Annotated in this window: 19 protein-coding genes; 15 read left to right on the top strand and 4 right to left on the bottom strand. The window is 68.9% G+C overall.

The genetic code is table 11. From position 1 onward, the window contains the following. Positions 1 to 128 precede the first annotated feature (128 nt). The 6 genes from CKO31_RS02105 (at position 129) to CKO31_RS02080 (ending at position 7,244) form a co-directional block, all read left to right on the top strand. Positions 129 to 1,235 (top strand): PilN domain-containing protein, encoded by a 1,107-nt coding sequence (locus tag CKO31_RS02105; protein ID WP_200233600.1) that lies wholly within the window; start codon positions 129 to 131, stop codon positions 1,233 to 1,235. Beyond that, on the top strand, positions 1,232 to 2,005 hold the full coding sequence (gene gspM / locus CKO31_RS02100; protein WP_242475072.1) for a type II secretion system protein GspM: 774 nt from the start codon (positions 1,232 to 1,234) through the stop codon (positions 2,003 to 2,005). The genes CKO31_RS02105 and gspM overlap by 4 nt, the downstream gene beginning before the upstream one ends. Further along, complete coding sequence (locus CKO31_RS02095; protein ID WP_200233599.1) at positions 2,002 to 2,721, top strand: hypothetical protein; 720 nt, start codon at positions 2,002 to 2,004, stop codon at positions 2,719 to 2,721. Before gspM ends, CKO31_RS02095 begins: the two co-directional genes overlap by 4 nt. A gap of 142 nt (positions 2,722 to 2,863) precedes the next feature. Next, positions 2,864 to 4,972 carry a type II secretion system secretin GspD gene (gene gspD / locus CKO31_RS02090; RefSeq protein WP_322789077.1) on the top strand — a complete coding sequence of 703 codons (2,109 nt, stop codon included), beginning with the start codon at positions 2,864 to 2,866 and terminating at the stop codon, positions 4,970 to 4,972. Positions 4,973 to 5,030: 58 nt separating this feature from the next. After that, positions 5,031 to 6,002 carry a KpsF/GutQ family sugar-phosphate isomerase gene (locus CKO31_RS02085; protein ID WP_200233597.1) on the top strand — a complete coding sequence of 324 codons (972 nt, stop codon included), beginning with the start codon at positions 5,031 to 5,033 and terminating at the stop codon, positions 6,000 to 6,002. Positions 6,003 to 6,128: 126 nt separating this feature from the next. Beyond that, entirely contained in the window at positions 6,129 to 7,244 is a 1,116-nt protein-coding gene (locus CKO31_RS02080) for a DegT/DnrJ/EryC1/StrS family aminotransferase (RefSeq protein ID WP_200233596.1), read from the top strand. 165 nt (positions 7,245 to 7,409) lie between these two features. Here the strand turns inward: CKO31_RS02080 and CKO31_RS02075 are convergent, their stop codons facing one another. The 4 genes from CKO31_RS02075 to CKO31_RS02060 form a co-directional block, all read right to left on the bottom strand. Next, positions 7,410 to 8,360 carry a hypothetical protein gene (locus CKO31_RS02075; RefSeq protein WP_200233595.1) on the bottom strand — a complete coding sequence of 317 codons (951 nt, stop codon included), beginning with the start codon at positions 8,358 to 8,360 and terminating at the stop codon, positions 7,410 to 7,412. A 294-nt stretch (positions 8,361 to 8,654) separates the two neighbouring features. Further along, entirely contained in the window at positions 8,655 to 10,829 is a 2,175-nt protein-coding gene (locus CKO31_RS02070; RefSeq protein WP_200233594.1) for a transglutaminase TgpA family protein, read from the bottom strand. After that, positions 10,822 to 11,844, bottom strand: a complete 1,023-nt coding sequence (locus CKO31_RS02065; RefSeq protein WP_200233593.1) for a DUF58 domain-containing protein — start codon at positions 11,842 to 11,844, stop codon at positions 10,822 to 10,824. Before CKO31_RS02065 ends, CKO31_RS02070 begins: the two co-directional genes overlap by 8 nt. A gap of 43 nt (positions 11,845 to 11,887) precedes the next feature. Then, positions 11,888 to 12,832 (bottom strand): AAA family ATPase, encoded by a 945-nt coding sequence (locus tag CKO31_RS02060; protein WP_200233592.1) that lies wholly within the window; start codon positions 12,830 to 12,832, stop codon positions 11,888 to 11,890. 208 nt (positions 12,833 to 13,040) lie between these two features. Between CKO31_RS02060 and mnmG the strand changes: the two genes are divergently transcribed. From mnmG to CKO31_RS02015, 9 genes are all read left to right on the top strand, one after another. Beyond that, positions 13,041 to 14,927 (top strand): tRNA uridine-5-carboxymethylaminomethyl(34) synthesis enzyme MnmG, encoded by a 1,887-nt coding sequence (gene mnmG / locus CKO31_RS02055; protein ID WP_200233591.1) that lies wholly within the window; start codon positions 13,041 to 13,043, stop codon positions 14,925 to 14,927. Between the two features lie 607 nt (positions 14,928 to 15,534). Continuing rightward, positions 15,535 to 16,221, top strand: coding sequence for a 16S rRNA (guanine(527)-N(7))-methyltransferase RsmG (rsmG, locus tag CKO31_RS02050; RefSeq protein ID WP_200233590.1), 687 nt, complete (start codon positions 15,535 to 15,537; stop codon positions 16,219 to 16,221). A gap of 160 nt (positions 16,222 to 16,381) precedes the next feature. Continuing rightward, positions 16,382 to 17,170 (top strand): ParA family protein, encoded by a 789-nt coding sequence (locus CKO31_RS02045; RefSeq protein WP_200233589.1) that lies wholly within the window; start codon positions 16,382 to 16,384, stop codon positions 17,168 to 17,170. 292 nt (positions 17,171 to 17,462) lie between these two features. Continuing rightward, positions 17,463 to 18,368, top strand: coding sequence for a ParB/RepB/Spo0J family partition protein (locus tag CKO31_RS02040; RefSeq protein WP_200233752.1), 906 nt, complete (start codon positions 17,463 to 17,465; stop codon positions 18,366 to 18,368). Positions 18,369 to 18,501: 133 nt separating this feature from the next. Then, positions 18,502 to 18,894 carry an ATP synthase subunit I gene (locus CKO31_RS02035; RefSeq protein WP_322789074.1) on the top strand — a complete coding sequence of 131 codons (393 nt, stop codon included), beginning with the start codon at positions 18,502 to 18,504 and terminating at the stop codon, positions 18,892 to 18,894. A 25-nt stretch (positions 18,895 to 18,919) separates the two neighbouring features. Continuing rightward, on the top strand, positions 18,920 to 19,783 hold the full coding sequence (atpB, locus tag CKO31_RS02030) for a F0F1 ATP synthase subunit A (protein ID WP_200233588.1): 864 nt from the start codon (positions 18,920 to 18,922) through the stop codon (positions 19,781 to 19,783). 111 nt (positions 19,784 to 19,894) lie between these two features. After that, positions 19,895 to 20,128 carry a F0F1 ATP synthase subunit C gene (gene atpE / locus CKO31_RS02025; RefSeq protein WP_058557788.1) on the top strand — a complete coding sequence of 78 codons (234 nt, stop codon included), beginning with the start codon at positions 19,895 to 19,897 and terminating at the stop codon, positions 20,126 to 20,128. 124 nt (positions 20,129 to 20,252) lie between these two features. Beyond that, positions 20,253 to 20,723, top strand: coding sequence for a F0F1 ATP synthase subunit B (locus CKO31_RS02020; RefSeq protein ID WP_200233586.1), 471 nt, complete (start codon positions 20,253 to 20,255; stop codon positions 20,721 to 20,723). A gap of 9 nt (positions 20,724 to 20,732) precedes the next feature. Next, a complete protein-coding gene (locus CKO31_RS02015; protein ID WP_200233584.1) occupies positions 20,733 to 21,272 on the top strand; it encodes a F0F1 ATP synthase subunit delta in 540 nt (179 codons plus the stop codon). Positions 21,273 to 21,280 lie beyond the last annotated feature (8 nt).

Raw genomic sequence — 21,280 nt, 5'->3', positions numbered from 1 at the left:
GAATCGGCCTGTCGTCTCGCGTTTGGCGCGCACGCCGCTGTGCGCCTGGCATCCGCTACTGGCTCCCGGCTGGCCCGTGCGGCCAGACCCAGCATTGTCCGCAGCGGCCAAGAGAGGGGGGAGCAATCATGGCGACACTGACGCGCTCCGGGCCCCTGGCCGGGCTGCGGCTGCCGGCGCCGTCGGCGCTGCCGGGTGCCGACCTGCTGGGGCACTGGCGCGACACTCTAGTGCACTGCCTACCGAGGCGCGCGCGGCGCTGGCTTGCGCTGCGCCATCCTCGACTGGTGGTGCAGCCCCACGGCGACGATGCCCAGCTGCTGTTGCAGATCGGCGCCGACCGCGAGCCGGTGGGCGGTCTCGATCTGCGCACCGGCGGCACCGTCGCCGCCGCCCTCGCGCATCCGCCGAAGCAGGGCTGGCGCGAAACCTGGCTGGAGCTGCCGGCGGATCAGGTGTTGCTGCGGCGCACCACCCTGCCGGCCCAGGTGCGGGACAACCTGAGCCAGGTGGTAAGCTTCGAGCTGGATCGGCTCACGCCTTTTGCCGCCAAGGATGTGTACTTCGATGCGCGCGCGCTGGGCCCGGTGGCCCGCGGCACCAAGCTCGACGTGGAGGTCGCGGTCGCTCGGCGAGATGCCGCCGCGGATTGGCTGGAGCGCCTGCGCGAGGCGCACTCGCCGGCGGCGCGGCTGGCCTGGGTGGGCGCTTGGCCCGGCGCCAATCTGCTACCGCGGGAGGAGCGCCCAAAGCTCAAACGCTTCGGCTCGCTGTTGACGCAGCTGCTTTGGCTCCTGGCGTTGGCGCTGCTTGCTGGTGCGCTGGTGACCCCGCTGTGGCAGAAGCAGCGCGCGCTGGAGGCCCTGGATGCCGAGCTGCGGGACTTGCGCAGTGCCGCCATCGAGGTGGAGGAGGTCCGCGAGGCCCTGGAGCGCGCGCGCCTCGGCAGCATGGAGGTGCTGAACCGCAAGCGCGAGCAGCCGCGCATGACCGATCTGCTGCGTGAGCTCACCGACCTACTGCCGGACGGCACCTGGGTGCAGACGTTGAACTTTCGCGACGGCGAGGTGGATGCGCGCGGCGAGTCCGACCAGGCCACCGCCCTGATCGGCTTGCTGGAGCAGGGTCCCGGCATCGACGCGGTACGCTTTCGCTCGCCGGTGATGCAGGTGGCCAGCACCGGCCAGGAGCGTTTCCACCTATCCTTCGTCTATACCCGACCGGAGGCGGAATGACCTCGCTCGGCGCAGCCGGCACCGAGAATCCGCATGACACCGCCATGACACAGCCGCAGGCCTCCATGAGCGCCGAGTCGGCGGAGCACAGGCCCCAGCTGACAGCAGCTGCGGTCGCGGCGGCACCAGCCGAGCCCGCGGCCGCCGCCGACATGCCCGCGCGCCGAGCCGGCCTCGGCGCACTGCCCTGGGGCTGCATCCTGGCCTGGACGGCGGCAGTGCTCATCCCGACCCTGCTGGTGATCGCCGTGATCCTGCCCTGGTGGCAGCACTTGCAGGTGCTGGATGCGGACTACGAGCGCGGTCTCGATCAGCTCGTGCGCTATCAGCGGCTGGTGGCGACGCTGCCGTCCCTGCGTGCGGAGCTGGCGCGGGAGCAGGCCAACGACGACTTCAAAGCCTTCTACTTCGACGCCGAGACCCCGGCACTGGCGGGCGCGCGCCTGCAAAGCGAGGTGCAGGAGATGGTTCGCGGCGCCGGCGCCCGCCCCATCAGCACGCAGATCTTGCCGGTGGACGAGGAGGAGCAGCCTCAGCGCGTGCGTATTCGCACCCAGCTCCAGGGCACCACCGACGAGCTGCTGGACCTGCTCTATCGCATCGAGAGCGCCCGTCCGTTCCTGTTCGTCGATCAAATGTCCATTCGCTCGACGACTCCCCGCCGGAGCAACGTTCGTCGGCGCGTATCCCGGCGCAGCAGCCAGCGCGAGGTGGGGATGCTGACCGTCCGGTTGGACATCTTCGGCTACATCCTCGGAGCCAGCCCATGAAGCCGATACTGCTCGTGCTGTCGCTGCTGCTGGCGGGCGTCCTGACTTTGCAGTGGCGGGGGTGGGGGCCCGAGGCGGGGCTCACCGCGCCGCCGCCGGCCCCTGCCAACGCCGTCGACGGGATCGAAGTCGGCCCCACCGATGTGGACCCCATGGCGCTGGAGCCGCCGCCGAAAGAGGCCTATGCGTCGGTCACCGAGCGGCCGCTCTTTCTGCCGGAGCGCCGCCCGCCCCCGGATGAGCCGGAAGACGGCCCCGTGATCGACGACGAGCCCCTGCCGGAGCTCGATGGCGTGGATCTCACCGCCGTGGTGATCACACCCGCGGTGGTGTCTGCGTGGGTGCGAACCACCGACGCCAACGAGGTCAAGCGCCTGCGGCTCGGGGAAGATTTCCAGGGCTGGACCGTCAAGACCATCGAGCCCGCCAGGCTGGTGCTGGAGCGACAGGGGGAAACCAATGAGCTACCATTGCGCGACTACGCCAATGCGCCGCCGCAGATACCCCCGACCCGGCTGCCCCCCTCCCGTGGGACGGCTGACAACGCCCCGGGGCAGCCTGCCGCCGCCCGCCGCGGTGCCGGCGAGTCCAAAGCGGCCGACGCCAGCCGCCAGCGCGAGGCCGGTACGCCTGTCCGCCAGCCGCGCCGACGCCCGGCGCGTGACACCAGCACACCACCTCGCCGCGAGCCCCCGCGGCGGGCACCGAGCCGCTGACGCGATGCAATATCAACAGAGCAAACGCCGCGTGCAGGGACCGGGCACACCGATCGCACCCTCCAGGGGCCTCCACCGGGCTCGCCGACCCCGGCGGCTGTCACTTCGGCGCTGGGCCCTATGGCTCGCATTCGTCCTGTTGGTGCTCGCCGCCGCCGGCTGCGGCAGCGGCGGCCTGGTGTTCGACCCGAGTAAGCGTGTCGGCTCGCCGGAGGGCCATATCACCGACCCCGAGCGGCGGGCGTCGCCGACGGGCGTGACCGCGCGGCAGCCCGGCAGCATCGCCCTGGACGACGACCTGCCGCAGACAGGGGACTCGGTGCGCCCGGGTACCGGCACATTCGTGCGGCGGGTGTCGCCGCCCGATGTGGACACCACACCAGGCGACGTGACGCTCAATTTCGATGGCACGGATATCCGCGAGGTGGTGAAGGTCATCCTCGGCGATCTGCTCGGCGTGAATTATGTGCTGGATCCCGCCGTGTCCGGCTCGGTGTCGCTCCAGACCGGCCGGCCGCTGCGCCGCGACATGCTGATCCCGACACTGGAGATGCTGCTTCGCATGAACAACGCGGCGCTGGTGGACAACGCCGGCACCTACGAGGTGGTTCCACTGAACAACGCCGTCGAAGGGCGCATCGTGCCGCAGCTCGGCCAATCCTCCCGGGCGCTGCCGCAGGGCTACAGCGTGCAAGTGGTGCCGCTGCAATACATTGGCGCCGAAGAAATGGCGAGTATCCTCGAGCCCATGGCGCCCGAAGGGAGCATCGTGCGCACGGACAGCCTGCGCAACCTGATCGTCGTCGCCGGCACCAGCCCGGCCATGAGCAACCTGCTGGATACCATCCAGGTGTTCGATGTGGACTGGATGTCCGGGCTGTCTGTGGGCTTCTTCGTGCTGGAGTATGCCAAGGCCTCGGAGGTGGTCACGCAGATGGAGACCCTGCTGGCCGACGGCGAGGGCGCGAATCCGTTCAAAGGACTGTTTCGGTTCATCCCGGTGGAGAGCGCCAATGCGGTGCTCGTGGTGTCGCCGCAGGAGAACTATCTGGCGCAGATGCGGGATTGGATCGACCGCCTCGACCGCGCCGAGGCCAGCGGCAGCAGCGCCCAGCGGCTGTTCGTCTACCGGGTGCGCCACGGCGATGCCGAGAATTTGGCGGACGTGCTGACCAAGCTCTTCGCCGGCGACGGCGAGGGCGGCCAGTCACGCAGCGTCGGCGGTGTGGCACCCGGCATGCAGCAGGCGAGCATCGGTGGTAACGGCGAAGGCGGGGACCAGGGCGGGACCGCCATGCGGCGGGCCACGGCGAGCCAGGTGCAGCTCTCCTCGGAGGTGAGCATTGTCGCGGATACGGTGAACAATTCGCTCTTGGTGCGCTCCAGTCCCAAGGATTACAAAAAGATCCTGGATGCGCTGAAGCAGCTGGACATCGTGCCGTTGCAGGTATTGGTGGAGGCGACCATCGTCGAGATCCGGCTCACCGGCGACCTGCGCTATGGCGTGCAATGGCGCTTTTTCGGTCTCGCCGAGGGCGGCGAGTTCGAGGGCGGACGCAACCAGGGCGGTTACCGCAGCGACATCTCTCTGCGAGATTCGGCGGACGGTCCGTCACAGAGCTTCCCCGGCTTCAATTGGTCCGTAGTGCTGCGCCCGGACACCATCCGCGCCACGCTCTCGGCGCTGGCCTCGGACGACCTGGTCAACGTGCTGTCGTCGCCGTCGGTGATGGTGCGCGACAATCAGACGGCCGAGATCTTCGTCGGCGAGGACGTACCGGTGCTGACCACGCAACAGCAGGGGACGGCCACCACCGACCGGGTGGTCAACAACATCGAGTACCGCCAGACCGGCGTCAAGCTCTCGGTCAAGCCCCGGGTCACCCCCGGCGGCTTGGTGCAGATGGAGATCGAGCAGGAGGTCAGCAGCGTGTCGCCGGAGCAGATCGCAGGTGTCGACTCGCCGAGCTTCCGCGAGCGCACCATCACCAGCAACGTCTCGGTGCGCTCCAGTCAGGCCGTCGTGCTCGGCGGGCTCATTCAAGACAACTCCTCCGAGAACAAGTCCGGTGTCCCCGGTCTGTATCGCGCGCCTATCATCGGGCCGCTGTTCGGCGAGACCCGACGCCAGGCGACACGCACCGAGCTGGTGGTGGTACTGACGCCGCGGGTGATCGCCAGTGACAGCGATATCGAGACTGTCACTCGGGACTTTCGAGAGAAAGTCCGTAATCTCGACACAACATTCTGAGCTTCAGCCAGAAAAACCCCACAGCCGACGTGCGCCGTGCGCCCCTGACTCCGACGCAATGCCAGATACCGCCGGCCCTGCAACACCCACCTGTCGCGTCGATTGTGCTGCGGTCGCGCGTGAGGTCTTCGAGATCGAGGCCGCCGGCGTGCTGGGTCTCGCCCGTAACCTCGACGGCGCCTTCACTGCCGCGGTGCAGGCCGTGCTCGCCACCCGCGGGCGGGTCATCGTTTGCGGCATGGGCAAGTCCGGCATCATCGGCAAGAAGCTCGCCGCGACCCTGGCGAGCACGGGCACACCGGCCTTTTTCATGCATCCCGGCGAGGCCTTCCACGGCGACCTCGGCATGGTGACGCCGGCGGACACCTTCATTGCCCTGTCCAATTCCGGCGAGACCGAGGAGCTGGTCAAGCTGCTGCCCTTCCTGCGCGACAACGGCAACTGCATCATCGCCTTCACCGGCAACGCCCGCTCCACCATCGCGGCGCATGCCAACCTGCATCTGTCGGTGCGCGTGGAGCAGGAGGCCTGCCCGCTGCAGCTGGCCCCCACCGCTTCCACCACCGCGGCGCTGGCTATGGGTGATGCCTTGGCGGTGGCGCTGATGCGGGCGAGGGACTTTCAGTCGGGCGACTTTGCGCGCTTCCATCCGGGAGGCAGCCTGGGCCGTCGGCTGCTGCACACGGTGCGCGAAGAGATGCGCGGTGAGCAACTTCCCTTCGTGCGCCCGGATGCCGATGCCGATGCGGTGCTGGCGGCGGTGAGCGACGGCGGGCTCGGCATCGCGCTGGTGAGCGCCGACCGCGGCCGCGCCGACGGCATCATCACCGACGGCGACCTGCGCCGAGCCGTGCAGGCGCACCGCGAGGCCTTCTTCCACAAGACCGCCCGTGACCTGATGACCCCCGACCCGGTCACCATCGGTGCCGACAGCAACATGCAAACCGCAATCGAGCTCATGGCTAAGCACCGGATCACGCTGCTGGTGGTGGTGGATGACACCGGCGTGGTCGGCGTGGTGCAGAAGTGAGGGGCGAGTGTCGAGTGTCGAGTAGCGCGGGGCGAGGTAGGTAAGCGCTACGCAGGACTCGCTACTCGGTCCTAGGCCCTGAATCTTCAACAATCCCCTATCAAACAGCCACTCAAGGCCAGCGCCATGCAGTTCATCGACCTCCAAGCACAGCAGGCGCGCATCGCCGCGGACGTCGAGGTGCGCATCAAGGCCGTGCTGGCCCACGGGCGCTACATCCTGGGCCCCGAGGTCGCGGAGCTGGAAGAGCGCCTGGCGGACTACGTCGGCGTGCGCCACTGCATCGGTGTCGCAAGCGGCACCGACGCCCTGTTGGTGGCCTTGATGGCGCTCGACATCGGGCCGGGGGACGAGGTCATCACCACGCCCTTCACCTTCGTCGCCACCGCGGAGATGATCGCGCTGCTCGGCGCAGTGCCCAAGCTTGTCGACATCGACCCGGTTACCTACAACATCGAGCCCCAAGGCATCGAGGCCGCCATCGGCCCCAAAACCCGCGCCATCATGCCGGTCTCCCTTTACGGGCAGTGCGCCGACATGGACGCCATCAACGCCGTCGCCGACCGCCACGGTCTGCCTGTCATCGAGGACGCCGCCCAGAGCTTCGGCGCCCGCTACAAGGGCCGGCGCTCCTGCGGGCTCTCCACCATCGGCTGCACCTCCTTCTTTCCGTCCAAGCCGCTCGGCGCCTACGGCGACGGCGGTGCCTGCTTCACCGAAGACGACAGGCTCGCCGCGCGCATGCGCCAGGCCATGAATCACGGCCAGGACCAGCGCTACAGCCATCCGCGTCTTGGCATCAACGGCCGCCTGGATACCCTCCAGGCCGCCGTGCTGCTGGCCAAGCTCGCGATCTTTCCGGACGAAGTCGAGCGCCGCGCCGTCGTCGGCAACCGCTACACCGAGCTCCTACAGGCCCGCGGCGCCCGCAGCGTCAAGGACGCAAGCGACGGCCTGCTTACCCCGCACGTCGCGCCCGGCTACACTAGCGTCTTCGCCCAATACACCTTGCAAGCGGACGACCGCGACGCCGTCGTTGCCAAGCTCAAGGCTCAGGATATCCCCACCGCGGTCCACTATCCGATTCCGCTGAACCGCCAGGGTGCCTACGCCCAGTATTGCTGCCCGGACTGCACGCCGCATGCCGACCGCGCCGCTGCCCGCGTCTTCAGCCTGCCCATGCACCCCTACCTGTCCGCCGAGGACGCCGAGCGCATTGCCGAGGCGGTGGCGGCCGCTTAGCCCTCAGCGCGCTGCGACTGAGGCCGCCGGCTTCCAGCCGGTTCGCCGCATGCCCGGCTCGATGCCGGGCATGCGGCGTTGGGCCCGAGCCAAAGCCCTTTGCGGCCTTGTCGGCCTATGCCTGGCGGTTGTTGCGTTGGGTGTTGGTACAGGCTTGATGCGCCGCTACCAACTATGTGGACCTTGGGTTACTGCCGCATCTACCCTCGCCCTGCCTCCTAACATGCTTCGTGCCTTCCGCGCTCGTACAAGACCAAGAACAGACAGCCCGAGAGTGACAAGGGCGGTGCTGGCTGGCACGGGTGCGGTGCCGATATTGACCAGAGCACTGTCCGGCGAGGCCGTGCTGGTAATGCGGAACTGGTCTTGGCCAAGCTCGTTGCCGAGGGTATCGCGAGGCACGAGCTTGGTGAGCGCCGCCGTGCCGAAGAAGTCGTGGGCACCGTTGCTCGAGTTCAGGATGCCGGTTATGTGTATGGGCAGCAGGCTGCCACTGGCCACCGGGTCGCCGGTGCTCAGCGTCACGCTGGTATCCACCTCCCCCTCTGCGCCTACTTCATCGCTGGTAATCGCAAAACCGTCCAGTACGTCAAAGGTGCTAGCGTCCTCGAACCACAGCAGGTTGATAGCGAAAGAACCTGTCGGGTCGGCGGGGTCCAATATGCCAGTGACATCGAAGACAAAATCAAGCACTAAGTCATCAGCGTTCGCGGACATGACCGACAACTCATCCCGGAACCGTGCTATGGCGCGCCAGTCATAGACGTCTGAGTCGGTCGTACCGGCAACCTGCATGGAATAGGGCTCCGCCTTGGCACGGGCGTTCTCGAGCCCGTTGCTAGGGTCTTCGTGCTCTACACTGCTTACCGTGTCGGCGCCGGTTTTTTGGTCGAGCGCCGGCCTTTCGATGAACTGGTCATCCTCAAACCGCAAGACGGACGCCCGCGTGGACGCCCAATCGTCGATGCCGTCGTCTGTACCGATGGGAGCCGCGTTGGCACCAACTGTAACCCCTAGCGTGAGCGTCACGAAGAACAGGGCTAAGACCGAGGTGGCCCAATGGTGCGGCACGCAGGGCCGTACTGCGAGTCTGCGGATTTCGTGAGTGAACGGCACCTTCCACCTCCGTATTGCGTGGCCGAAACGAGTATCTCGAACGCTAGCACGGCGAGCTCTAGCGCGTAAATCGCGCAAGACGAATGGGGGGATAGGTGGTGGGTTGTTGGGGTCATCCGCAGGCTTGATGGCGGCAAGCGCAGCCGGGAGGCACCCGCTCTGTTGATCGGCGGGCAGCGCTGGAGCTTCCTGGGCCCGCCCGCCGATCGGCTTCTTCGCTAGTGTGCAGCTGAGTGCTGGCGGGAACACCCGCTCATGACGGTGCCTTTGTCTCGGCAAGGGTCGGGAGCGCGGCTAGCGCCGCCCAAGCCGGCTGGGAGCCGGCGGTCCCGGGCGCCGGCGCACGCGCAAGTCGCGGATCGCCCGCTGTAGACGCCCGAGCGTATCGTCGCCGGCCTCGCCGCCGGCGTAGCGCAGCCGCACATAGGCATCTACCACGGCATCGGCATCGCCGGCGAGGTCGGGCCGGGCGGCGACGAGGCGGGCGTGGTGGTCCAGCGGGCCTTCATCTGGGTGCTTGGCCAGCACCGGGTCGATGCGCCTGAGTCGGCGCTGAAATTCCTTGTAGGCGGCCGCCACCGGATCTCGCTCGGGTGTCGGGCGGGCGAGCCACAGGGCCCAGGCGAGCATGACCCCGGCGCCGGCCAGCGCCATCAGCGCGACCAGACCGAAGTCCCGGAAGCGCCCGAGGCCGAGGCCCGACAGCAGGCGCTGCTGCTTGAACCGCGAGAAGCCCACCACCCAGGACTGCCAGGCGGCGTCGAAGGCGTCCGCGGCCAGGTGCAGGTTGCGGATGGCGCGCCCGACGAGCGAGCCGTCGTCGACTCGAAAGCGCGCCGGGGCGTTTGCACCCAGGGCGGCGATGCCGCCGTCGGGGTCCACGCGCTCGGCGGCGACGGCCGCGGTGGGGTCCACCCGGGTCCAGCCCTGCTCCGGCAGCCAGACCTCGGTCCAGGCGTGGGCCTCGGACTGGCGCACCAGGTAGTCGCCGCTGTAAGGGTTGCGCTCGCCGCCGAGGTAGCCGAGGACGATGCGGGTGGGGATGTCGGCGATGCGCATGAGCAGCGTGAAGGCCGCGGCATAGTGCTCGCAAAAGCCCACCTGCTCTTCGAACAGGAAGCCGTCCATGGCCTTCTCGCCCATGTTCGGTGCCAGCAGGGAGTAGCGAAAGGGCTGCCGATTGAAATGGTCCAGGGCGCGTTGGACGACGGTCGCCGGTGGCGGGTCATCGGCGATCCAGCGCGCCACCAGCTCGCGCATGCGCGGGGTCACCTTGTTCGCGGGCAGCGCGGTCGCCGCCAGCTCCTCATCCAGGGTCAGTCCGTCGGCGCGGTACTCCACCGCCGAGCGCAGCCGATACAGCTCGCGCTCGTCGATGGCCCGGTCCGCGAGCAGCTGCAGGTCGCTGGTCAGCGCCGCGCCGCGCGGGGCGCTGATCGGCATGTCCAGCGCCGTGATCCAGCGCTGGTCGCTCGGCTCGAGCAGGGCGGTGTAGGTGACCGGCTCGGAGAGGGCCTCGACGCTGACGTCCGCCGCCGGGAAGTCGCCGGGCGCCGCGGGCTCGAAGCGGTTGCCCTCGGCGTGCCAGAGCACGGGCCCGCGCCAATACATCGCCTCGGGCGAGAGGGCGGGCTCGCGGTCGAATCGCACCCGCATCACGGGCTCGCCGGACACCACGAGATCCGTGATGGAGCCGGGCTCCAGCCAGTCCTTGAGGCCGGTAATGGCGTGGGGGTTGTCGAGCCCAAGGTCCCACAGCGGGGTGTCCAGCCGCGGGAAAAGCAAGAATAGCACCAGCGTCAGCGGCAAGGCCTGGACGGCCATGACGCCGGTGCTGCCGAGCCCCTCGCGGATGCGCCGCGGCAGTGAAGGCGAATGGGTTGGCAGGCCCAGGTCGCGCAGCAGCGCGAAGCTCGCCACCGCCAGCGCGACCATCAGCAGTGCGCGCCACAGCGACTCGTCGAACAGGAACTGCACCACCAGCACGAAGCCCAGCACCAAGAGCAGGACCCGCAGATCCCGCTTGCTGCGCACCTCCAGCAGCTTCAGCGCCACCATGGAGAGCAGCAGCGCCGTGCCCGGCTCCTGACCGGCGACGCCGCGGTAGGCATCGAGCACGTTGAGTCCGCCGACCAGGGTCAGCAGAGCCAGCACCAGCATCCCCGGCTGTAAGCCGGGCCAGCGAATGGCGATCACCCGCAGGGCCAACACGCCTAGGATGAAGCCGCCCACCTGGGGGTCCAAGGCCGCCATTAGCGGCAGGGCGCAAACGCCTAGCAGCAGGGTGGCCGCTACGAGCTGCGCCGTGTCGGGCGCTTCGGCCGCCGGCGCCGCAGGGCGCCCTGTCTTGGCGGCGCCGGAGGCGGTCAGTGGGCCGAGCCGACGGCGGCGCATCGCCTGGGCCAGGCGCTGCCGCGCCCAGGCGATGGCATGGTCGAATCTGTCTGCGGCGGCGTGCTCATCAGCCATGGCGCGTTTGCTCCGGTGTCGCAAGCCGCGCGAGTGCCCCGAGGCAGCGGTGCTTGTGGCGGCCGCCGCGGCCCTGGTCGATGCTGACCCCCGGCAGACGCAGTCCGTAGCTGTAGTTGAGTGCGTCGGCATCCAGCACCTGCCGGGCCAGTAGAGACAGGCGCTGCTCGGGGTCGGGCGCCGGCAGCGCGTCCCAGTCCAGCCAGACACGGGCGGATTGGTCGCCGCCGAACTGCTTGACGACGAGTCCGCGCTCGCGGGCGAAGGCCTTCCAGTCCAGCTGCCGCGGCGAGTCCCCGCGGCGGTAGGCGCGGGGTCCGACGAAATCCTCGGCGCCGGTGCCCAGATCGCCGCGGGCCTGTTGGTCGAACCGCGCCAGCATCGGCGGCTGCGGCGCGCGCGGCGCCGGCTTGGGGTACACCAGGACTCGTGCCTGCGGGCGCAGCACGGCCCAGGCCCGGAAGAGGCCGAAGGGATAGCGTGTCTCCAGCACCACGCGCTGCAGCGTCAGCACGCCGCGGCGCGCGGCCGCACGCGGCAGCTCCAGTTGGGCTTCGCCGCCGGCGGCCAGCGACACGGGCGCCGCCCCCACGATCGCCAGCTGCGGCCGCGGCTTGTCGGCCTTGTCCGCCAGGGTGACGGGAAAGCGGGCCGTCTCGCCGGCGAATACCGCCAGTCCGTCGCGGGCCCGGACTTCGAGCCCGAGCAGCTGAAACCAGCAGTGGTGCATGCCCACCAGCGCGATGGCGATCATCAGAAAGGTCAATAGCAGGCCCAGATTGTTCTGGTAGTTGAGCGCGCCCAGCAGCGTCGCCAGCAGCACCAGCCCGTAGCCGATGCCGGCCTTGGTGGGGAGGATGTAGATGCTGCGGTGGTGGGTGGCAGCGACGGCGCTGCTCGGCTCCGTTGCTCGCTTGCGCCGCAGGCGTGAGACGGCACGGGCAACCTGCGCCCGCAGGCCGGCGGCGGCGCCAACCCCGATGCTGTCTACGCTGTCCGTGGCCGAGGTGCTCATGCGGTTGCGCTCCAGCGCTGCTTCCTGTTTGGTGGATGTACGCTCAGGGGACAGGGACGGACTCCAGGATCAGCTCGGCGGTGGCGGCGTGGCCGCCGTCGCTGTCGTCATCGCCGGTCATGAGCCGATGCGGCACCACGGCGGGGAGCACGCGCTGGATATCCTCCGGCAGTACGAAATCCCGGCCGTCCAGCAGGGCCCAGGCGCGTGCGGCCCGCAGCAGCCCGAGTCCGGCCCGCGGCGACAGGCCGTGCACGAAGCGCTCGCTGCGGCGGGTGAATTGCAAAACGGCGTGGCAGTAGTCGATGACGGCGACGGCGGTATGCACGGTCTGTACGTCACGCTGGGCGGCGAGTAGCTTCGCCGGATCCAGCACGGGCTTCAGATCCGCGATCATTTCGCGGCGATCCTGGCCCGCCAGCAGGGCCTTTTCTTCCGCGGCCGCCGGGTAGCCCAGGGCCAGGCGCATCAGGAAGCGATCCAGCTGTGACTCCGGCAGCGGGAAGGTGCCGATCTGGTAAAACGGATTCTGCGTGGCGATGACGAAGAAGGGCTCGGGCAGGGCCCGTGTCTCGCCCTCCGCCGTCACCTGGCGCTCTTCCATGGCCTCCAGCAGGGCGCTCTGGGCCTTGGGTGTGGCCCGGTTGATCTCGTCGGCGAGCACGACCTGCGAGAAGATCGGGCCGTTGTGGAAGCGGAAGCGCTCGCGCCCCCGGTCGTAGACGGAGACGCCCACCACGTCCGCCGGCAGCATGTCGCTGGTGAACTGGATGCGGGCGTGCTCCAGCCCCAGCAGCCGGGCCAGTAGGTGGGCCAGCGTGGTTTTGCCGACACCGGGCACGTCCTCGATGAGCAGGTGACCCCGGGCGAGCAGGCAGGCGAGCGCCAGGCGGAGCTCGTCGCGCTTGCCGAGGATGACGGCATCGGCGGTGTCGAGCACCGCCTGGATCGGGCCATGGGTGTCGGAGTTGCGCAGGGTTTGGAGCATGCGTCCGTTCTATCTGGGCCGCTTGGGGCTTCTGGCCGCCGGTGTCAGTGTCCAGCCGGGGCCCATTGTGGGGCTTAATCCCAAGCTTATAGGTCCCAGCTTATGGGCCCCACCGCTTAGGCTAGGCGTTTGAAAAGGGCGGTGCGGTCGGGAATTAATCCCAGGCAATTCTGTAGTATATGGGTGTGATCCGGCGAGACTGCGAACCATGTCGAGCAATCAATCATATGACGTCATCGTCGTCGGCGGGGGCCACGCCGGCACCGAGGCGGCGCTCGCCGCGGCCCGCGCCGGCGCGCGCACGCTGCTGCTGACGCACAACATCGAGACCATCGGCCAGATGAGCTGCAACCCGGCCATCGGCGGCATCGGCAAGGGCCATCTGGTCAAGGAGATCGATGCCCTGGACGGGCTGATGGCCCGCGCCGCCGACCGCGCCGGCATCCAGTTCCGGGTGCTGAACCGCCGCAAGGGGCCGGCGGTGCGCGCCACCCGCGCCCAGGCGGACCGGGCGCTGTACAAGGCTGCCGTGCGCAGCGCCGTGGAGCGCCAGCCCAATCTCTGGCTGTTCCAGCAGGCGGTGGACGACCTGATCGTGCAATCCACGGGTGACGGCGAGCGTGTCGCCGGCGTGCGCACGCAAATGGGCCTGGAGTTTCACGCCCCGGCGGTGGTGCTGACGGTGGGCACTTTCCTCGGCGGGCGTATCCACGTGGGCCTGAGCAACCATCGCGGCGGCCGCGCCGGCGATCCGCCGTCCATCGCCCTGGCGGATCGGCTGCGGGAGATGCCGTTCACCGTGGACCGGCTCAAGACCGGCACGCCGCCGCGCATCGACGCCCGCAGTGTGGACTTCGCCCGCCTGGAGGAGCAGCCCGGCGACACGCCGGTGCCCGTGCTCTCCTACCTCGGCGACGCCGCCGAGCATCCGCGGCAGGTGAGCTGCCACATCGCCCGCACCACCGAGCGCACCCACGCGATCATCCGCGGCGGGCTGTCGCGCTCGCCCATGTTCACCGGGGTCATCGAGGGCGTCGGGCCGCGCTACTGCCCGTCCATCGAGGACAAGATCGTGCGCTTCGCGGACAAGGCCTCGCATCAGATCTTCGTCGAGCCGGAGGGGCTCGACGTCAATGAGCTCTACCCCAACGGCATCTCCACCAGTCTGCCCTACGAGGTGCAGCTGGACCTGGTGCGCTCCATCCCGGGCTTCGAGCAGGCGCACATCACCCGCCCCGGCTACGCCATCGAGTACGATTTCTTCGACCCCCGGGATCTGCAGCCGACGCTCGAGACCCGCTTCGTGCCCGGCCTGTATTTCGCCGGGCAGATCAACGGCACCACCGGCTACGAGGAGGCCGCCGCCCAGGGCCTGCTCGCCGGCGCCAACGCGGCGCTGGCGGTGCAGGGCCGCGAGCCCTGGAGCGTCCGCCGCGACGAGGCCTACATCGGCGTGCTGGTGGACGACCTCATCACCCGCGGCACCAGCGAGCCCTACCGCATGTTCACCAGCCGCGCCGAGTATCGGCTGATGCTGCGGGAGGACAACGCCGACTTGCGCCTAACGGAGACCGGCCGCCGGCTCGGCCTGGTAGGCGAGGCGCGCTGGCGGGCCTTCGGGGCCAAGCGCGAGGCCATCGAGCGCGAGCGCCAGCGCCTGCGCGAGCGCTGGGTGCGCCCGGACACGCCGGCGGCGGAGAGTCTGGCGCGGACCACCGGCGAGCGCATCGCCCGCGAGGCCCGCGCCCTGGATCTGCTCGCCCGCCCCAAGGTCGGCTACGCGGAGCTGATGGCCGCCGACGGCCTGGGACCGGGTGTGGACGATGCCCGGGTGGCCGAGCAGATCGAGATCCAGACCAAATACGCCGGCTACCTGGAGCGCCAGCAGCACGAGGTGGCGCGGCAACAGGCCGAGGATGCCCGGGCCCTGCCCGAGGACTTCGACTACGGCAATGTCCGCGGGCTCTCGGCGGAGGTGCGCGAGAAGTTTCAGCGGGTGCGCCCGGCCACCATCGGCCAGGCGGCGCGCATTCCGGGGGTGACGCCGGCGGCGGTGTCGCTGCTGCTGATCCACCTGAAGCGCCAAAGCGCCTGATGGCGCAAGTCCTTCCTGACTCGCCGCGTCATGGTTTCGTGGTCCGGTTACCTGTCGCCCGAATTCCGGCAATCTTCCGGCGCGCGGAGCCCTTTGTTGCCTTCACAATCTGCTCAACATCCGGGGGGTATTGAGGGTTTGCCGTGCGCTCCAAGATTTTGGCGTACTTCGTCTCGACTTCGTCCAAGTGTGCGTCAATGTAGTCGATCGCTGCCTGAATGTCGGCCGAGCCGAGCCGAAAGAGGGCGGGGATCCTGTCTCGGTGTCACCCGAGCTTGCGGTAGTCCATCACGTCATAGATGGTGATGCGCGTACCGGCGATCTCCGGACCGCGACCGCGGTCTAGGATTTTCAGTGTTGTGGTTGCCATCCGGCGCCGCGACACGCTTCTCGGCCTTGCGATATTGCGATCCCGTGCCCGGGGCCGACGGATGATGGGCACCGTTGAGTGCTGAACTGGGTAAACTGTGGCGCAACAACCGCCTCGTTCGCGGCACCCTACCTTACTAGCCGTGCGGGGATTGCCATCCATGCCAAACACTGTGCTCGACCACATGAACATGAGCTGCGCCGAGTATCGGTTGGAGCCCAAGTGGCGGTGCACCTGATGGCAGCTGCCGAGGTATCGCCTCCACCGGGCGGCGACGGTCCATCAGCGCTGGGTGCCCGGCTCGACGCCGGCCTGGTCGCCCTCGGCGTCGACGCCAGCGCGGCGCAGCGGGCGCAATTGAGCGCCATCATCCCGCTGCTCGCGCGCTGGAACCGCGCCTACAACCTCACCGCCGTGCGCAATCCGGCGGAGATGATCCCGCGCCATTTGCTGGACAGCCTCGCGGTGCTGCCCTGCGTGCGCCGCGGCCCCGTGCTGGACGTGGGCACCGGCGCCGGTCTGCCCGGGCTGCCGTTGGCGATCCTGCGCCCGGAGCTGGCCTTCACGCTGCTCGACAGCAACGGCAAGAAGGTCCGGTTCGTGCGCCAGGCGGTGCTGGAGCTCGGCCTGAGCAACGTCACGCCGGTGCAGGCGCGCATCACGGCGTACCGGGGGCCTGCGAATTTCGCTACCATAACGGCGCGCGCGGTGGCGACGCTCAGCGAGCTTTGTGCCGACTGCACGCCGCTGCTCGCGCCCGGGGGTGTGCTGCTGGCACTCAAGGGGCGCAACCCGGCGGCGGAGCTGGGCGATCTGGCCGAGGCGGCGCTGCCGCGCGTGCGCGCAGACGCCGCGGCGGTGCATCGGCTTGCGGTCCCCGGGCTCGATGCCGAGCGCTCTCTGGTGGTGGTGCCGTTCGACTGACTGACCGCCGCCTGCCCCGATGCGATGTCCGCGAGCATGCAGCACCGGGCCCGCCACGCAAGCCACGCGCGGGGAGCGCATCCGCATCACCCGCTCGCTGGCGGCGCGAGGCGCCGACACAAGCACCCAGGAACCTCCCCGAAACCTGCCCAGCAACCACATGGCCCGCATCATCGCCATCGCGAACCAAAAGGGCGGGGTCGGCAAGACCACCACCGCCGTCAACCTCGCTGCCTCGCTGGCCTCCATGAGCCGCCGCGTGCTGCTGGTGGACATGGACCCCCAGGGCAACGCCACCATGGGCGTCGGCGTCGACAAGAACGCCCTGGAGACCACCGGCTGCGACCTGCTGCTGAACGACACGCCCTTCTCGCAATGCGTGCAGCGGGTGGCGGAGCCGGCGCCGGGCTTCGACCTGCTGCCGTCCAACGGCGACATGACCGCCGCCGAGGTGGGGCTGATGCAGGGTGAGACCCGCGAGCGCACCCTGGCGGTACGGCTCGAGGCGCAGGCGGCGGCCTACGAGGTCATCCTGCTGGACTGCCCGCCGTCGCTGAACATGCTGACGGTGAATGCGCTGGTGGCCGCAGACGGCGTGCTGATCCCGATCCAGTGCGAGTACTACGCGCTGGAGGGGCTGTCCGCCCTGCTCGACACCATCGAGCAGATCCGCACCAGCCGCAACCGGGCGCTTCGCATCGACGGCATCCTGCGCACCATGCACGACCCGCGCAACAATCTGTCCAACCAGGTCTCCACCCAGCTGGTCACGCATTTCAAGGGTCAGGTCTACCGCACCATCGTGCCGCGCAACGTGCGGCTGGCGGAGGCGCCGAGCCACGGGCTGCCGGTGCTGAAGTACGACGGCAGCTCCCGCGGCGCCCTGGCCTATGTCGCCCTGGCGGGCGAGGTGCTACGCCGCCGCGAGCCCGCACCGAACGCCGCATGACCCTGATCGGGCCACAGGGGACCACGCCATACGGGACGCCGTGAGAAACGCTCTATCTTTGATCGAGCCTCAGCTCGATCCCCAACTCGACCGCTACGCCGACGCGCCAGCCACTGCCGATGCCCCGACAACCCCAACGCCGTCGCCGGCCATCAGCGCCGCGGCAGGAGCGGCCGACTCGGCGGACGGCGGCGCACAGCCGGAGCCGCAGCCAACGCCGGACCCGGACCCAGGCCATCCCGAGCCGCCCGAGCCGGACTCGGGCGCTGCCGCCGCGGAGGGCGTGCACAGCATGACCAGCGCCAAGAAGCGCGGCCTCGGCCGCGGCCTGGACGCCCTGCTCGGCGGGGCGCACGAGGACGACGCCGAAGCCGTCGCCCACCCTGACGCGGCGCCGCTGACCCAGGCGGCGCCCGGCGAAGCGATCCAGCAGCTGCCCCTGGAGCGCATTGAGCGCGGCCGTTACCAGCCGCGCCGGGAGTTCGATCCGGATGCCCTGCGCGAGCTCGCCGATTCCATTGCCCGCCAGGGGGTGCTGCAGCCCATCGTGGTGCGGCCTGCGGGCGCCGGGCGCTACGAGATCGTCGCCGGGGAGCGGCGCTGGCGCGCCGCCGAGCAGGCGGGTCTCGCCGACATCCCGGTGGTGGTCCGGGAGGTGGACGAGCAGACGGCGCTCGCCATCGCGCTGATCGAGAACATCCAGCGCGAGAACCTCGCCCCGCTGGAAGAGGCCGGCGCCCTGCACCGGTTGCAAGAAGAGTTCGGCCTCACCCATCAGGAGGTGGCCGAGGCCGTCGGCAAGTCCCGCACCACGGTCACCAACCTGCTGCGGCTGCTGGAGCTCGGGGCCGAGGTGCGCGCGCTGCTCGACGCCGGGCGCCTGGACATGGGCCATGCCCGCGCGCTGCTCGGCCTCAAGGGCGATGCCCAGACCCTGGCCGCCCGGCAAGTGGTGGCACGCGGGCTGTCGGTGCGCGAGACCGAGCGCCTGGTGCGCCGGCTCCAGAGCGAGGACGCCGGCGCCGAGCGCCCGCGCGAGCCCGCCCAAGACCCGAACATCCGCCGCCTCCAGGACGACCTCGCCGAGCGCCTCGGCGCCCGGGTCGCCATCCAGCACGGCGCCAAGGGGGCCGGCAAGCTGGTCATCGCCTACAACAGCCTGGACGAGCTGGACGGCATCCTGGGCCATATTCGGTGATTTCCCCAAGCCGCCCAGACATCAATCCGTAAAGCCGATTCGTCAAGCTTATGGCAACATATGCGCGGTCTGGTCAGGGATTTGACCAGAATATTCGGACACGCTTATACTTCCGTGTCTTTGCGGGGGGCAGGTGATTTCGGGGGATTCCCGTGGCCTCGGCCCGCGTGATCGCGCACAGCTGCGCCGCCTGCTGCTCTGGCAGGTGGCCTTCGCGCTCGTGGCGCTCATGCTGGCCGCGCCGTTCGGCGTCACCGCCTTCAAGTCGGCCGCCATCGGCGCCGGCGTATGCCTCCTCGCCAACTGGGTGTTCGCCCTGAGGGTCTTCCGTCAGTACCGCGCCCAGGCGCCGACGGAGCTCGCGCTGCGGATCTACTCGGCCGAGATCATCAAGGTAGTGTTGATCCTCGGCCTTTTCGCGCTTGCGTTCGCTACCCTCGCGAATCTCAATCTGCCGGCGCTGCTCGGCACCTATTTCGCGGTGCAGGTGCTGCCCGCGCTGTTTGCATCGCGGCCGGCGCACTAGCACGGCCGCCAACCGGGACTGATCGATGGCTGCAGATACGCTCACCGCCCAGGACTACATCTCGCACCACCTGACCAACCTCACGCTGGGCTTCCACCCCGAGCACGGGCTCACCTTCGCCCACAACGCCGAAGAGGCCTCGGCGATGGGCTTCTGGGCACTGCACGTCGACAGCTTGCTGTGGTCCTTCGGTCTCGGTTATCTCGCCTATCGCTTTATGCGCGGTGTCGCGCAGAAGGCCACCGCCGGGGTACCCACCGGCAGCCAGAACTTCTTGGAGTGGATCGTCGACTTCGTCAACGAGAACGTCCGCGGCTCCTTTAGTGCCAAGAACGACATGGTCGCGCCGCTGGCGCTGACGGTGTTCGTCTGGGTCTTCCTGATGAACCTGATGGACCTCATCCCGGTTGACCTGATCCCGCACGGCTTTGCGCAGCTCATGAGCCTGTTCGGCGCCGATCCGCATCACGTCTACATGCGCGTCGTCCCCACCACCGATCCGAACATCACCTTCGGCATGTCGCTGTCGGTGTTCCTGCTGGTGCTCTACTACAGCTTCAAGATCAAGGGCGCGGCCGGCTTCGCGGCGGAGCTGACCATGCAGCCCTTCGGCAAGCTCGGCATGCCCGCCAACCTCGTGCTCGAGGGCATCAGCCTGCTCTCCAAGCCTCTGTCGCTGTCGCTGCGGCTGTTCGGCAACCTCTACGCCGGCGAGATGATCTTCATCCTCATCGCGCTGATGTACGGCCACAACCTGCTGCTGGACATCTCCGGCATGACGCTGCAGCTGGCTTGGGCCATCTTCCACATCCTGATCATCACGCTGCAGGCCTTCATCTTCATGGTGCTCACCATCGTCTACCTGGACATGGCTCACCAGCACCACTGAGGCCCGGCGGCACCGCGCGCCCACCAAGCACGCCCCCGAGCAGTGCAGCCTGCGGGGCGCGGATACCGAAAACCCTGACCATCCAACCAAACAGATCCCGAGGGGAACAACATGGAACTCGCACAAGCACTCGTCTACGTCGCCGCCGGTCTGATGCTGGGTCTCGGCGCCATCGGCGCCGGTGTCGGCATCGGCGTGCTCGGCGGCCGCTTCCTGGAAGGCGCCGCGCGCCAGCCGGAGCTGATCCCGATGCTGCGCACCCAGTTCTTCATCGTCATGGGCCTGACCGACGCCCTGCCCGTCATCGCCATCGCGATGGGCCTGTACGCGATGTTCGCCCTCTGAGCTGTCCTCTGGTCCCCGAGCCCCATCGCGGGAGCCCACAGCGGGCGGTCGGCGGCCCTGCGTCAGATAAGGCAGCCGGTGACCGCCGTTTCACACTAGAGGCACAAGTCAGAAAGGCAGACGGATGAACATCAATCTTACTTTGCTCGTGCAGATGATCGCCTTCGGCGTGTTCGTCGCCTTCTGCATGAAGTACGTCTGGCCGCCGATCATGAAGGCGCTGGAAGAGCGCACGGCGAAGATCGCCGAGGGGCTCGCCGCCGCTGAGCGCGGTAAGGAAGAGCAGGAGCTGGGCGAGCAGCGCGCGCTGGAGGTCATGAAAGAGGCCAAGGGCAACGCCGCGGACATCGTCTCCCAAGCGCAGAAGCGCTACAACGAGATCCTCGACGAGGCCAAGCGCGACGCCACTGCGGAGGCCGAGCGCATCCGCACGGCGGCCCACGCCGAGATCGAGCAGGAGACCAACCGGGCGCGAGAGGAGCTGCGCGAGCGCATGGCGCAGCTGGCGGTCGCTGCGGCCGAGAAGATCCTCCAGAAAGAGGTCGACGCCAACGCGCACAAGGACCTCGTCGAGTCCTTCGCGAAGCAGATCTAGGGGCAGCGCATGGCCGGAGACACCACCACCATCGCCCGCCCCTATGCCGAGGCGGCCTTCGAGGTTGCCAAGGCGGAGGGCACCCTGGACGCCTGGGCCGACGAGCTCGCGCTGCTCGGCGCCATCGTCGAAGACCCGCAAGTCGGCGCCCAGATCGGCAGCCCCAATGCCTCTTCGGAGCAGCTGCGGGATCTGATCTTCGGCGTCGCCGGCGAGGGCTTGAGCGAGCACGTCCAGAACCTGGTTCGGCTGCTCGCCCAGAACAAGCGCCTCATCGTGCTGCCGGACATCGCCCGACTGTTCACGCAAATGAAGACCCTCTACGACGGTCTGCGCCAGATCGAGGTCACCAGCGCCTATCCGGTGGGCGACGCCGAGCGCGACGAGCTCGCGGCGCGGCTCAAGGCCCACTTCGGCGGCGACGTCGACCTGACCATCGAAGAGGACCCGGATCTCATCGGCGGCGTCAAGGTGCGCGCGGGCGATGTCGTCATCGACGGCTCGGTGCGCGGCAAGCTGGAGCGGCTGTCCAACGACTTGCAATTCTGACGGCGGCC

This window comes from Thiohalocapsa halophila (genome assembly GCF_016583825.1).
Classification (GTDB): domain Bacteria; phylum Pseudomonadota; class Gammaproteobacteria; order Chromatiales; family Chromatiaceae; genus Thiohalocapsa; species Thiohalocapsa halophila.
This window is presented reverse-complemented; position numbering and strand designations above follow the sequence as displayed.

Excerpts from the sequence above, each read along its gene's own strand:
- CKO31_RS02105 (WP_200233600.1), top strand. The coding sequence starts at position 129 with ATGGCGACACTGACGCGCTCCGGGCCCCTGGCCGGGCTGCGGCTGCCG.
- gspM (WP_242475072.1), top strand. The coding sequence starts at position 1,232 with ATGACCTCGCTCGGCGCAGCCGGCACCGAGAATCCGCATGACACCGCC.
- CKO31_RS02095 (WP_200233599.1), top strand. The coding sequence starts at position 2,002 with ATGAAGCCGATACTGCTCGTGCTGTCGCTGCTGCTGGCGGGCGTCCTG.
- CKO31_RS02085 (WP_200233597.1), top strand. The coding sequence starts at position 5,031 with ATGCCAGATACCGCCGGCCCTGCAACACCCACCTGTCGCGTCGATTGT.
- CKO31_RS02080 (WP_200233596.1), top strand. The coding sequence starts at position 6,129 with ATGCAGTTCATCGACCTCCAAGCACAGCAGGCGCGCATCGCCGCGGAC.
- CKO31_RS02070 (WP_200233594.1), bottom strand. The coding sequence starts at position 10,829 with ATGGCTGATGAGCACGCCGCCGCAGACAGATTCGACCATGCCATCGCC.
- CKO31_RS02065 (WP_200233593.1), bottom strand. The coding sequence starts at position 11,844 with ATGAGCACCTCGGCCACGGACAGCGTAGACAGCATCGGGGTTGGCGCC.
- CKO31_RS02060 (WP_200233592.1), bottom strand. The coding sequence starts at position 12,832 with ATGCTCCAAACCCTGCGCAACTCCGACACCCATGGCCCGATCCAGGCG.
- mnmG (WP_200233591.1), top strand. The coding sequence starts at position 13,041 with ATGTCGAGCAATCAATCATATGACGTCATCGTCGTCGGCGGGGGCCAC.
- rsmG (WP_200233590.1), top strand. The coding sequence starts at position 15,535 with ATGGCAGCTGCCGAGGTATCGCCTCCACCGGGCGGCGACGGTCCATCA.
- CKO31_RS02045 (WP_200233589.1), top strand. The coding sequence starts at position 16,382 with ATGGCCCGCATCATCGCCATCGCGAACCAAAAGGGCGGGGTCGGCAAG.
- CKO31_RS02040 (WP_200233752.1), top strand. The coding sequence starts at position 17,463 with ATGACCAGCGCCAAGAAGCGCGGCCTCGGCCGCGGCCTGGACGCCCTG.
- atpB (WP_200233588.1), top strand. The coding sequence starts at position 18,920 with ATGGCTGCAGATACGCTCACCGCCCAGGACTACATCTCGCACCACCTG.
- atpE (WP_058557788.1), top strand. The coding sequence starts at position 19,895 with ATGGAACTCGCACAAGCACTCGTCTACGTCGCCGCCGGTCTGATGCTG.
- CKO31_RS02020 (WP_200233586.1), top strand. The coding sequence starts at position 20,253 with ATGAACATCAATCTTACTTTGCTCGTGCAGATGATCGCCTTCGGCGTG.
- CKO31_RS02015 (WP_200233584.1), top strand. The coding sequence starts at position 20,733 with ATGGCCGGAGACACCACCACCATCGCCCGCCCCTATGCCGAGGCGGCC.